We start from the raw sequence: 11,801 nt of genomic DNA, 5'->3' as shown, positions 1-11,801 counted from the left end.
AGGAGACCTGGTGGGAGAGCGACAGGAACGAACAGAGTTGGATCCGTTCGGCATTCGACTGGGTGAAGCCGTCGATCGGCACGGGCCGATCTGTGTCGGCATCGATCCGCACGACTCGTTGCTGGAGGAGTGGGGACTGCCCACGTCCGTGCGTGGGCTGCGCGAGTTCGCCGAGATCGCGGTGGAGGCGTTCGGGGGATCCGTCTCGCTGGTGAAGCCGCAGAGTGCGTTCTTCGAGCGGTTCGGGGCGGCCGGTGTCGAGGTCCTCGAGGACGTGCTCGCCGGACTGAGGGAGACAGGGACGCTGAGCCTGCTCGACGTGAAGCGCGGTGACATCGGGTCGACGATGGCGGCCTACGCGCAGGCCTACCTCAGTGATGACTCACCGTTGCGTGCGGACGCGATCACCGTGAGCCCGTTCCTCGGATTCGGTTCTCTCACACCCGCATTCGATCTGGCCCGACGCGCCGGACGCGGCGTGTTCGTGCTCGCCATGACCTCCAACCCGGAGGGCGTCGAGGTCCAGCACGCGGTCTGGGAGCAGGAGACCGTCTCCGGCACGATCATCGACGACGTCGCCGACGCGAACGCTGTCGCTGCCGCCGGGACGTTCGGTGACGTCGGCATGGTCGTCGGTGCGACCGTCGGCAAGGACATCGCCGACCTCGGCCTCGCCGAACGACTCGCCGAGTCACGGGCACCGCTGCTTGCCCCCGGCTTCGGCGCCCAGGGTGCGACCATCGGCGACATCGGCCGCGGGTTCGGCGCTGCGTCGCCGCTGGTGCTGCCGTCGACGTCACGTGCGGTCCTGAGCGCGGGGCCCGACGTCGAGGCGCTGCGTTCCGCAGTACGCACGGTGCAGCAGGAAGCGGCGAACCTGCAACAGGTATGACGCTCAGCCGGACAGGTGCTTCAGGGCCTCGCGGCGGGACAGCGGGCTGAGCTGGTCATGGTCGGAGACGAACGCCCGCACCCAGTCCGGCCGGGTGCGCGCGTAATCGCGCAGCGCCCAGCCGATCGCCTTGCGAATGAAGAAGTCCCGGTCGGTGAGGTTCGGTTCGATGACGTCGGCGAGCAGTGTCGGGTCGACCCGGTCCCGCCGGCCGAGCTGACTGATGATCGCTAGTCGTCGCAGCCACAGGTCGTCATGTCGGCTCCAGCGGCGGACGACCTCGGCCGTATGGCGAGGGTGCTCGTCGTGCAGGTCCGCGATGCGGTGCGCCGTCTCGTCGACGATGTCCCACCAGGCGCCTGTGGTGGCGAAGTGCTCGTGCAACGGAACGAGTTCGAGTCTCCCGCGAGCGCGGGGCAATGCGAGCAGGGCAAGGGCGGCATACCGCTCCTCGCGGTGCGTCGCCGTGTCGAACAGATCCCGCGCGGCACCGACCAGAGCATCGAGGTCCAGGTCGGGTTCAGCTCGTGCGACGGACCGGGTGATCCTGCGCACCTGCGGCACCGGCACGCCGAAGAACGGCAACGTCGATTTCATGTACGCCTGCATGCCGGGCGCCCGCGCCGGATCGCTCGCGTTCGTGAGGTCGGCGCGGATGCGACCGACCAGGTGTGCCCCGGCGCGCGACTCGGCCACCGCAGTCAGCGACGCGCGAACAGGAAGTATGCCGCGGGCAGCACCCCGGCCGAGTTGACCAGCGGAAGTGCGCCGGCCCACAACCATTTCGGGCCGCGGACTCCGTCGGCGGGGCGCCGCGAGAGGTCGACGAGCGCCGCAGTCTTGGCAGCGGTGTCGAGTGCGGCAGCGACCACCAGCAGCCTCTGCTGGGTCGGGCTCAGGGCGTGCCACTTCTGCTTGAGCCGGCCGGTGGGACGCGTGTCGATCGTCTCGGTGCTCATCGGTCCAGCGTATGGCGGGCAGCGCCGTCGACATACGGTCCCGACGATCGGATCGAGGAGGCGACCCCTCGTTGCCGAACCGCGCGCGGAGTCGCTAGGTTCGCTGGGTGCGGTAGATCAGGGTTCCGCACGTCGCAGAGACTTCTTCATCACTGAACACGCCAGGAGTAAGACACGTGGCCCTACCGCAATTGACGCCGGAGCAGCGCGCTGAGGCACTCGCCAAGGCTGCGGCCGCGCGGCGAGAACGCGCGGAGGTGAAGAACCGGCTGAAGTACGCGCAGGGTTCGCTCCGCGAGGTCATCGAGGCGGGCAAGGACAACGAGGTCATCGGCAAGATGAAGGTGTCCGCGCTGCTGGAGTCGCTGCCCGGGGTCGGCCGCGTGCGCGCCCGGCAGATCATGACCGACATCGGCATCGCCGAGACCCGACGGGTCCGCGGGCTGGGTGCCAACCAGGTGCACCGACTGCTGCAGCATTTCGAGCAGGCGGGGGACTCGTGACGTCCGACGCTGCGGACGGCCGCTCGAAGAACTGCGCCCCGCTGGTCGTGCTCGCCGGGCCGACCGCGGTGGGCAAGGGCACGGTGTCGGCATACATTCGAGAGCACTACCCGGAGGTCTGGTTGTCGGTGTCGGCGACCACCCGTGCCCCGCGTCCGGGGGAGATCGACGGCAAGCACTACCACTTCATCAGCCAGGAGCGTTTCGACGCGATGGTGGCCGAGGGCGAGTTCCTCGAGCACGCGGTCGTGCACGGGCGCGCCAGTTACGGCACCCCGCGCGGGCCGGTCACCCGGGCCGCGCAGGAGGGCAAGCTGCCGCTGCTGGAGATCGACCTGCAGGGCGCGCGCCAGGTGCGGGAGCAGTTGCCCGAGGCCTACTTCGTCTTCCTGGAGCCACCCAGCTGGGACGAGCTCGTCCGCCGGCTGGTCGGCCGGGGCACCGAGGGGGAGGCTGAGCGGGAGGTCCGGCTGGCGACCGCGCGGCGCGAACTCGCCGCGAAACCGGAGTTCGACACCACCATCGTGAACGACGATGTGCAGCGGGCCGCCGAAGAACTCGTACACTTGATGCAGCAGCACATCTGCGCCACGTCCTGATGGCGCCCGTGCGCAACCCGGTAACACCTCAGAAACACCCACCAACAAGAAGTGAGATTTTCTTCGTGTCTGGCACCAAGGCTGCCCCCGAGGGCATCACCAACCCGCCGATCGACGACCTGCTGAAGGTCGCCGACTCCAAGTACGCGCTGGTCATCTACTCGGCCAAGCGTGCGCGGCAGATCAACGCCTACTACTCGCAGCTGTCCGAGGGCCTGCTGGAGTATGTCGGCCCGCTGGTCGAGAGCCAGGTCAACGACAAGCCGCTGTCGGTGTCGCTGCGCGAGATCAACGAGGGCCTGCTGTCCATCGAAAAGGTCGAGGCCTAAGAACCCTCCATGCGCATCGTGCTCGGCGTCAGCGGGGGCATCGCCGCCTACAAGGCGTGCCTGCTGCTGCGCCGGTTCACCGAAGCAGGTCACGACGTCACCGTGATCCCGACGGCCGCCGCGCTGCGGTTCGTCGGCGCTCCGACCTGGGCGGCGCTGTCCGGCAAATCGGTCGCCGATGACGTCTGGACGCATGTCGAGGACGTCCCGCACGTGCGGATCGGCAAGTCCGCCGAGCTCGTCGTCGTCGCGCCGGCGACCACGGACCTGCTGGCGAAGGCCGCCCACGGGCTGGCCGACGATCTGCTCACCAACACCCTGCTGACCGCACGCTGCCCGATCGTCATGGCCCCGGCCATGCACACCGAGATGTGGCAGCACCCCGCGACCGTCGCGAACGTGGCAACACTGCGGGAGCGCGGCATACACGTCATGGAGCCCGACTCGGGTCGACTCACCGGTGCCGACACCGGCCCGGGCCGGTTGCGCGAGCCCGAGGAGATCGCGGCATACGCCCTCGATCTCGTGCCGGGTGACCGGGCCGCGACCGCAGGCCCGCTCGCCGGTCGCCGCGTGGTGGTCTCCGCCGGCGGCACCCACGAACCCATCGACCCGGTGCGCTTCATCGGCAACCGGTCCAGCGGCAAGCAGGGTTACGCCCTCGCCGCGGTGGCGGCCGAGCGCGGCGCCGAGGTCACCCTGGTCAGCGCCAACGCCGCGCTGCCGGTGCCCCCCGGAGTGGACCTGGTCCCTGTCGAGACCACGCTGGAGTTGCAGCAAGCCGTCATGAAGGCCGGCCAGGACGCCGACGCCATCGTGATGGCCGCGGCCCCCGCGGACTACCGGGCGGCGACCTACACCGATCACAAGATCAAGAAGACCGGCGGCGGCGATGATCTGGTGCTGCAGTTGGTCGAGAATCCCGACATCGTCAAGGGGCTGGTCGCCGAACGCGGCGAGTCACCGCGGCCGGTCATCGTCAGCTTCGCGGCGGAGACCGGTGACGCAGGCAGCTCCGTCATGGACCTCGCCCGCGCGAAGTTCGCCCGCAAGGGCAGCGACATCCAGGTCGTCAACGAGGTCGGGCCGGGCGTCACGTTCGGCCAGGACGAGGCCGTCATACACATCCTGACGCGCGACGGCGGTGACATTCCGGCAGAGACCCAGGTCGGGCCGGCCGACAAGGTCACGCTCGCACACGCTGTGTGGGATGCCGTCCAAGAACACCTGGACACCGTTTAGACTCCGGATGGCCCGCCGAACGGTCGGGCCAGCCAGCAGCCGCTGCACACCAATAAGGAGCAACCTGTGGCCCGTCTCTTCACCTCGGAATCGGTTACCGAGGGACACCCGGACAAGATCTGCGACCAGATCAGTGACGCGATCCTGGACGCCATGCTCGCGGACGACCCGAAGTCTCGGGTCGCCGTCGAGACGATGGTGACCACCGGACTCGTGCACGTAGCGGGTGAGGTGACGACGAACAGTTATGTCCCGATCGCGAAGCTGGTCCGGGACACCATCAAGAACATCGGCTACGACTCCTCGCTCAAGGGTTTCGACGGCACCTCCTGCGGCGTCTCGATCTCCATCGGTGAGCAGTCCCAGGACATCGCCCAGGGCGTCGACACCGCGCACGAGCACCGTGCCGAGGGCGGCACCGACGCCAAGGACAGCCAGGGCGCCGGCGACCAGGGCCTGATGTTCGGCTACGCGTGCTCCGACACCGCCGAGCTGATGCCGCTGCCGATCTTCCTGGCACACCGGCTCTCCGAGCGACTGACCAGCGTCCGCAAGAGCGGCGAGCTGGCCTACCTGCGCCCGGACGGCAAGACCCAGGTCACCATCGCGTATGACGGTGAGAAGGCCGTGAGCCTGGACACCGTCGTCCTGTCGACGCAGCACGCCGACAACATCTCGCTCGAGGGGATGCTCGAGCCGGACATCGACACGCACGTGATCAAGCCGGTCCTGGAGGAGCTCGCCGCCACCGGGAACACGCTGGACACCTCTTCCTACCGCAAGCTGATCAACCCGACCGGCAAGTTCGTCATCGGTGGCCCGATGGGCGACGCCGGACTGACCGGCCGCAAGATCATCGTCGACACCTACGGCGGCATGGCCCGCCACGGCGGCGGCGCCTTCTCCGGCAAGGACCCGTCGAAGGTCGACCGCTCGGCGGCATACGCCATGCGCTGGGTGGCCAAGAACGTCGTCGCGGCCGGACTCGCGGAGCGCTGCGAGGTGCAGGTCGCCTACGCCATCGGCAAGGCGCAGCCGGTCGGTCTGTACGTCGAGACCTTCGGCACCGAGAAGAAGCCGCTGGACAAGATCCAGCAGGCCATCAGCACCGTGTTCGACCTGCGGCCCGCCGCGATCGTCGAGGAGCTCGACCTGCTGCGACCGATCTACCAGCCGACCGCGGCCTACGGCCACTTCGGCCGCACCAAGGCCGACGGCGTCGAGAACGCCTTCACCTGGGAGCGCACCGACAAGGTCGAGGACCTCAAGCGCGCGATTGGTTGATTCGACCCTTCTGATTACACGTCGGCGGCCGGTCATGAACTCATTTCATGGCCGGCCGCTTTCGTATGTCGTAGGTAGGGCGACCGCGCTGTCCGGGCGATCGCGTATAACAAGGGCATGCGTTCGTCCGACCGGCCCACCGAACCGTCGGCGGACGCACCCGAAACCGACGACAGCGCGCCCCGCCCGGCGACGCCGGAACAGTTGCACCTGTTGCACGCCGCCGCGCCACGAGTGACGAAGGAGCGGGTGCAGGCCGAGCCGGAGAAATCCACCGTTGCATTGCCGGTGGCACGAGTGGTGCTCGATGTCGGGCTGGCCCACCTCGACCGGCCGTTCGAATACACCGTCCCGGAGAAGCTCGCCGCGGACGCGCAACCGGGTGTCCGGATCAAGGCACGGTTCGCCGGCAAGGACGTCTCCGGATTCGTCGTCGCTCGCGTCGCCGAGGCCGAGCACACCGGCAAGCTGGCGCCGCTGCGCCGGGTCGTCAGCCCAGAGCCGGTCCTGACCCCGGCGGTGGTCGATGCGTGCCGTGCGGTCGCCGATCACTACGCCGGACCGCTGGCCGACGTGCTGCGCCTCGCGGTGCCGCCCCGGCACGCGGCCGCCGAGAAGGCACTCGACGCCAAGCCGACCCCTGACTTCGAGAAGCCGGAACCGCCGGCCGCCACCGCGTGGCAGCGGTATCCCGCCGGGGAGGCGTTCCTCCGTCGTGTCTCCGACGGCGACGACCCGGCGGCGTCCTGGCTCGCCGCACCGACCGTGGACCCGGCGGCCGACTGGCCGGCCGCGTTGGCTCAGGCCGTCCGGGCCACGCTGCACGGTGGCCGCGGTGCGCTGGTGGTGGTCCCGGATCATCGCGACCTCGATCGGCTCGACGCCGCGCTGACCGCGGAACTGGGGGAGGGGCACCATGTGCGCCTCACCGCCGAACAGGGACCGCAGGCTCGCTACACGGCGTGGCTGAAGGTCCTGCGCGGACACGTCCGGTGCGTGATCGGCACGCGGGCGGCCGCCTGGGCGCCGGTCCGGGACCTCGGCCTGCTCGCCTGCTGGGACGACGGCGACGACCTGCTCGCGGAGCCGCGCTCGCCATACCCGCAGACGCGAGAAGTGTTGCGCCTGCGAGCGATTCGTGAGAGGGCAGCGCTGTTGCTCGGCGGCTTCGCCCGGTCGGTGCCGGTGCAGCGCTGGCTGGAGGACGGTGTCGTCCGGCCGGTTCAGGCGCGCACCGCGCCGGGCTCGGTGCCGCGCGTGATCGTCGCCGGCGACGAGCGCGAGGTGGAGCGCGCGGGTGCGGCTGCGCATGCGCATCTGCCGCCCGTCGCCTGGTCGACCGCGCGTGCGGCGTTGGCGGACGGCCCGGTCCTCGTCCAGGTGCCTCGGCGCGGCTATCTGCCGACGCTGCGCTGCGGACAGTGCCGGGAGGTCGCCCGCTGCGAGCACTGCCACGGCCCGATGGGCCTGCCTGCGCCCACCTCGCCGGCCGTATGCCGGTGGTGCGGTCGCGCCGCCGAACCCTGGCGCTGCCCGGAGTGCTACGGCACCCGGCTGCACGCGGCCGTGGTCGGCGCGCGCCGGACCGCGGAGGAGTTGGGTCGTGCGTTCCCCGGCGCGACCGTGCTGCGGTCCGGTGCCGGCGAGATCGTCGGCTTGGTGGGTGCCGAGCCGCAGTTGGTCATCGCGACGCCGGGAGCCGAACCGGTGGCGGCCGACGGGTATGCCGCAACGCTGCTGCTCGACGGCTGGGCGTTGCTCGACCGTGCCGCGTTGGACGCCGGGGAGGAGACGTTCCGTCGCTGGACGGCCGCCGCAGCCTTGACGCGTCCGGCGTCACGGGGTGGTGCGGTCGTCATCTGTGGCGTGTCGTCGGGGGTGACACTGCCGCCGGTCGAGGCGCTCGTGCGCTGGGCGCCGGACACCTTCGCCGAGCGGGAGTTCGCCGCACGTCGGGAGCTGGATCTGCCGCCCGCTTCCTGGATGGTGCAGTTGACCGGCGAGGTGACGGACCTGGACGCGTTCAGCAGCTCCGTCCGGCAGTTGCTCGACGACGCGGTGCCGCTCGAGCGCATCGGCCCGATGCCGGTTCCGGGCGGCACCGACGGCACCAGCATGTTGCTGCGGTCGGCACGGCCGCACGCGCGTGCCGTGGCCCGCGCCGTCGCCGCGGCACGGGGCGTCCGCAGCGCGCGCAAGCTGCCCGGCACCGTCACCGTCCGGGTCGACCCGAGCGGCGCCCTCCTCTGATCACCCCACGAATCGGCGCGGGCCTCGGCGCCGCTAGTCTCTGCGTGGTGACCCAGCAGCAGACCGCGACCACCGGCACGACCTCCGGCGAACCCGACCTCAACCCGTCACCGGTCGATGCGGTCGTCTTCGATCTGGGCAATGTGCTCATCGAGTGGGACCCGCATCCGGCGATCGCCGCCGGCGTCGGCGACGAGCGTGCCCGCGCGTTCCTCACCAGCGGCGAGTTCGACTTCGGCGCCTGGAACCACCAGCAGGACGCCGGCCGCACGTTCGCCGACGGCGAGCAGGAGGCCACTGCGGCATACCCGCATCTGGCGGACGAAATCCGTTCCTACCGTGAGCATTTCGCGAAGTCGATGTGTGGCGCCATCGACGGAACGGTGGAGATTCTCAAACAGTTGCACGCCGCCGAGATCCCGCTGATCGCGCTGACCAACTGGTCCGCCGAGACCTTCCCGGTCGCGGTCGAGACCTTCGATTTCCTCGACCTCTTCGAGGACATCGTCGTGTCCGGCGAGGAGGGCGTCGCCAAGCCCGACCCGGAGATCTTCGAGGAGCTCGAGGACCGGATCCGCCACCTGGGCAGCCTCGACGACTGCATCTTCATCGACGACAAGCTCGCCAACGTGCAGGCCGCCACCGAGGCCGGCATGGACGCCATCGCCTTCACGACACCGGAGGAACTGCGCGCCGACCTGCTGGTGCGCGGCCTGCCGGTGCAGCGATAGGGCAGCGGTATGTCGATCACTCCGATCCGCTTGTACGGCGACCCCGTCCTGCGAACACCGGCGGCGCCGGTCACCACCTTCGACAAGGAACTGCGCACGTTGGTGCAGGACCTGACCGACACGATGATGAACGCGCCCGGCGCGGGCCTGGCCGCACCCCAGTTGGGTGTGGGCTTACGGGTCTTCACCTACTACGTCGGCGGTGAGCTCGGACACCTGGTCAACCCGGATCTCGACCTGTCCGGGGAGATCGAGGTCGACGAGGAGGGCTGCCTGTCGATCCCGGAGTTCTCCTGGCCGACACCGCGGTCGCTGTCGGTAGTGGCGCGCGGCTTCGACATGTATGGCGAGCCGGTCACTCTGGAGGGCAGCGATCTGCTGGCTCGCTGCATCCAGCATGAAACCGACCACCTGGACGGGATCCTGTTCATCGACCGGCTCGACAAGGAGCAGCGCATGCTGGCGCTGAAGGAGATCCGGAACGCCGAATGGGCCGGCCTGCCCGGCCCCGTCATACGCGACAGCCCGCACGCCAACCCGACCTACGGAGCCTGAGATGCGAGTGGTTTTCGCCGGCACGCCAGAGGTGGCGTTGCCGAGCCTGCGCGCGATCGCCGCGTCGGCCCATGAGGTCGTCGGTGTCGTCACCCGCCCGGACGCTCGGGCCGGACGCGGTCGGTCGCTGCGGCCGTCGCCGGTCGCCCTGCTGGGCGAGGAGCTCGGCGTACCTGTCCTGAAGCCGCGCTCGGCCAAGGAGCCCGGCTTCGCCGAGGAGCTCGCTGCCCTCGAGCCCGACGTCTGCCCGGTCGTCGCCTACGGATCCCTGGTGCCGCGGTCCGTGCTCGATGTTCCCCGCCACGGCTGGGTCAACCTGCACTTCTCGCTGCTGCCGGCCTGGCGAGGGGCTGCGCCGGTGCAACACGCGATCCTGCACGGTGACGAGGTCACCGGCGCGACCGCCTTCCTGCTCGAGGAGGGCATGGACACCGGGCCGGTGCTGGGCACGATGACCGAGACGATCCGCCGCACCGACACCAGCGGCGATCTTCTCGGTCGGCTCGCCGAGGCGGGCGCGGGTCTGCTGGTGGCCGCTCTCGACGGGCTCGCCGACGGCTCGATCACGCCGGTCCCGCAACCGAACGAGGGCGTGTCGATGGCACCCAAGATCAGCGTCGAGGACGGTGAGATCCCTTGGCAGGAGCCGGCATTCGCGATCGGCCGGCGCGTGCGCGCCTGCACGCCGGCACCGGGCGCGTGGACCACGTTCCGAGATGCCCGGCTGAAGGTTCTCACGCTGGACCAGGACGTCCCGGACGACATACGCCCGGCCGCCGGTGAACTCGTCGCGACCAAGCGCGCCGTGTATGTCGGCACCGGCACCACGCCGGTGCGGTTGGACACCGTGCAGCCGCATGGCAAGAAGGCCATGGCGGCGGCAGACTGGGCTCGCGGCGTACGCGTCGCAGAAGGAGAAACACTGACATGAGTGACGGGCACCAGAGCGGCGGCTTCCGCGACGACCGCGGGCGTCAGCGACCGGCATCCCGTCGCGTGGGCGGGAAGAACCAGACCGCCACCCGGCCGGCGGACCGGCGTCGCGGCGGCGACCCGGTGCGCAAGGTGGCCTGGCAGGTCAGCCGCGCCGTCGCGGACGGCGCCTACGCCAACCTCGAGCTGCCCAAGGCACTGCGGGCCGCCGACCTGCACGGTCGGGACGCGGCCTTCGCCACTGAGCTGACCTATGGCGCCATCCGGATGCGCGGTCTGTATGACGCCATCATCGAGTTTGCCGCCGGACGACCGGTCGGGCAGATCGAGCCGCCGGTACTGGACACCCTCCGCCTCGGCGCGCATCAGATCCTCGGCATGCGGGTGCCCTCGCACGCGGCGGCCTCGGAGACCGTTGCGCTGGCCCGTGAGATGAACGGCACGGGCGCCTCGGGATTCGTCAACGCGGTGCTGCGCCGGATCACCGAACGCAGCCGCGAGGAATGGATCCGGGAGGTGACCGCCGGCCGGCCGCGCGAGGATGCGCTGGCCGTGGAGCACTCGCACCCGGAATGGATCGTGCGCGCGCTGCGCGGTGCACTGCGCTCGGACGGGATCACCGACGACGCCGAGCTGGACACCGCCCTCGTCGCGCTGCTGGAGGCCGACAACGCGGCGCCCGCCGTGTCGCTGGTGGCACGCCCCGGACTCGCGACCGTGCAGGAACTGGTCGACGCGGGTGCGGAGCCGGCGACGTTGTCACCGGTCGGGGCCACCCTGACCAGCGGTGACCCGGCCGACATTGCTGCCGTGCGCGAGACGCGGGCCGCCGTGCAGGACGAAGGCTCCCAGTTGGTCGCGCTGGCCTTGGCGAACGCACCGGGGCAGGTCGACGGCCCGCGCGACTGGCTCGACCTGTGCGCCGGCCCGGGCGGGAAAGCCGCTCTGCTTGCTGCGCTTTCGGCTGAGCAGTCGGATGTCACCCTCTTCGTCAACGAGATCAGCGAGCACCGCACGGAGCTCGTCCGCCGGACGCTGCGCGCCGCGTTGGACGCCGGGATCGAGGTGATGATCGGCACCGGGGACGGCCGGGAGCTGGGTGCCGACGAGCCCGAGACGTTCGAGCGGGTGCTCGTCGATGCACCGTGCACCGGGCTGGGCGCGCTGCGCCGCCGGCCGGAAGCCCGGTGGCGTCGCACACCCGGTGACGTGACGGACCTGACCGCCATACAGGCCGAGCTGTTGAACTCCGCGCTCGATGCGACAGTCACCGGCGGTGTCGTTGCGTACGTGACCTGCAGCCCGCATGTGGCCGAGACGACGGCCGTCGTCCACGCGGTGACCAGCGGACGCGACGACGTCACCGTCGAGGACGCGCGCCCGCTCTTCCGTGATGCGGCGGGTGCCCAGATCGAGCAGCTCGGCGACCGGCCGATGGTGCAGCTCTGGCCGCACGTGCACGGCACGGACGCGATGTTCTTCGCTTTGCTGCGCAAGACGGCCAAGGACGAGAGCTGAACAACC

13 protein-coding genes are annotated in these 11,801 nt (G+C 70.2%); 11 read left to right on the top strand and 2 right to left on the bottom strand.

The features are described from left to right. The first annotated feature begins 10 nt into the window (after nucleotides 1-10). On the top strand, nucleotides 11-892 hold the full coding sequence (gene pyrF / locus ACZ50J_RS13590) for an orotidine-5'-phosphate decarboxylase (RefSeq protein ID WP_464297687.1): 882 nt from the start codon (nucleotides 11-13) through the stop codon (nucleotides 890-892). Nucleotides 893-895: 3 nt separating this feature from the next. Here pyrF and ACZ50J_RS13585 read toward each other — a convergent pair whose 3' ends face one another. Together ACZ50J_RS13585 and ACZ50J_RS13580 are read right to left on the bottom strand one after the other, a co-directional pair. After that, complete coding sequence (locus tag ACZ50J_RS13585; protein WP_464297686.1) at nucleotides 896-1,588, bottom strand: DNA alkylation repair protein; 693 nt, start codon at nucleotides 1,586-1,588, stop codon at nucleotides 896-898. 5 nt (nucleotides 1,589-1,593) lie between these two features. Next, nucleotides 1,594-1,851 (bottom strand): hypothetical protein, encoded by a 258-nt coding sequence (locus ACZ50J_RS13580; protein WP_464297685.1) that lies wholly within the window; start codon nucleotides 1,849-1,851, stop codon nucleotides 1,594-1,596. A 176-nt stretch (nucleotides 1,852-2,027) separates the two neighbouring features. On the opposite strand from ACZ50J_RS13580, the gene mihF reads away from it, so the two are divergent. The 10 genes from mihF (at nucleotide 2,028) to ACZ50J_RS13530 (ending at nucleotide 11,795) form a co-directional block, all read left to right on the top strand. Continuing rightward, complete coding sequence (gene mihF / locus ACZ50J_RS13575; protein ID WP_464297684.1) at nucleotides 2,028-2,354, top strand: integration host factor, actinobacterial type; 327 nt, start codon at nucleotides 2,028-2,030, stop codon at nucleotides 2,352-2,354. Then, entirely contained in the window at nucleotides 2,351-2,953 is a 603-nt protein-coding gene (gene gmk, locus ACZ50J_RS13570) for a guanylate kinase (protein ID WP_464297683.1), read from the top strand. The genes mihF and gmk overlap by 4 nt, the downstream gene beginning before the upstream one ends. Before the next feature lie 65 nt (nucleotides 2,954-3,018). After that, a complete protein-coding gene (gene rpoZ, locus ACZ50J_RS13565) occupies nucleotides 3,019-3,282 on the top strand; it encodes a DNA-directed RNA polymerase subunit omega (protein ID WP_382404021.1) in 264 nt (87 codons plus the stop codon). Between the two features lie 9 nt (nucleotides 3,283-3,291). Then, on the top strand, nucleotides 3,292-4,524 hold the full coding sequence (gene coaBC / locus ACZ50J_RS13560) for a bifunctional phosphopantothenoylcysteine decarboxylase/phosphopantothenate--cysteine ligase CoaBC (protein WP_464297682.1): 1,233 nt from the start codon (nucleotides 3,292-3,294) through the stop codon (nucleotides 4,522-4,524). A gap of 66 nt (nucleotides 4,525-4,590) precedes the next feature. Next, nucleotides 4,591-5,808, top strand: coding sequence for a methionine adenosyltransferase (gene metK / locus ACZ50J_RS13555; RefSeq protein WP_464297681.1), 1,218 nt, complete (start codon nucleotides 4,591-4,593; stop codon nucleotides 5,806-5,808). Between the two features lie 117 nt (nucleotides 5,809-5,925). After that, nucleotides 5,926-8,058 carry a primosomal protein N' gene (locus tag ACZ50J_RS13550; RefSeq protein WP_464297680.1) on the top strand — a complete coding sequence of 711 codons (2,133 nt, stop codon included), beginning with the start codon at nucleotides 5,926-5,928 and terminating at the stop codon, nucleotides 8,056-8,058. A 47-nt stretch (nucleotides 8,059-8,105) separates the two neighbouring features. Then, nucleotides 8,106-8,789 (top strand): HAD family hydrolase, encoded by a 684-nt coding sequence (locus ACZ50J_RS13545; protein WP_464297679.1) that lies wholly within the window; start codon nucleotides 8,106-8,108, stop codon nucleotides 8,787-8,789. A 9-nt stretch (nucleotides 8,790-8,798) separates the two neighbouring features. Then, nucleotides 8,799-9,344, top strand: a complete 546-nt coding sequence (gene def, locus ACZ50J_RS13540; RefSeq protein WP_464297678.1) for a peptide deformylase — start codon at nucleotides 8,799-8,801, stop codon at nucleotides 9,342-9,344. 1 nt (nucleotide 9,345) lies between these two features. Further along, nucleotides 9,346-10,275 (top strand): methionyl-tRNA formyltransferase, encoded by a 930-nt coding sequence (fmt, locus tag ACZ50J_RS13535; protein ID WP_464297677.1) that lies wholly within the window; start codon nucleotides 9,346-9,348, stop codon nucleotides 10,273-10,275. Next, on the top strand, nucleotides 10,272-11,795 hold the full coding sequence (locus ACZ50J_RS13530; protein WP_464297676.1) for an RsmB/NOP family class I SAM-dependent RNA methyltransferase: 1,524 nt from the start codon (nucleotides 10,272-10,274) through the stop codon (nucleotides 11,793-11,795). Before fmt ends, ACZ50J_RS13530 begins: the two co-directional genes overlap by 4 nt. The last annotated feature ends 6 nt before the right edge of the window (nucleotides 11,796-11,801 follow it).

Source organism: Flexivirga sp. G2 (assembly GCF_055397625.1).
This window is presented reverse-complemented; position numbering and strand designations above follow the sequence as displayed.

Bases quoted from the DNA above. Each gene is read 5' to 3' on its own strand.
- ACZ50J_RS13580 (WP_464297685.1), bottom strand. From the start codon at position 1,851: ATGAGCACCGAGACGATCGACACGCGTCCCACCGGCCGGCTCAAGCAG.
- coaBC (WP_464297682.1), top strand. From the start codon at position 3,292: ATGCGCATCGTGCTCGGCGTCAGCGGGGGCATCGCCGCCTACAAGGCG.
- ACZ50J_RS13550 (WP_464297680.1), top strand. From the start codon at position 5,926: ATGCGTTCGTCCGACCGGCCCACCGAACCGTCGGCGGACGCACCCGAA.
- def (WP_464297678.1), top strand. From the start codon at position 8,799: ATGTCGATCACTCCGATCCGCTTGTACGGCGACCCCGTCCTGCGAACA.
- fmt (WP_464297677.1), top strand. From the start codon at position 9,346: ATGCGAGTGGTTTTCGCCGGCACGCCAGAGGTGGCGTTGCCGAGCCTG.
- ACZ50J_RS13530 (WP_464297676.1), top strand. From the start codon at position 10,272: ATGAGTGACGGGCACCAGAGCGGCGGCTTCCGCGACGACCGCGGGCGT.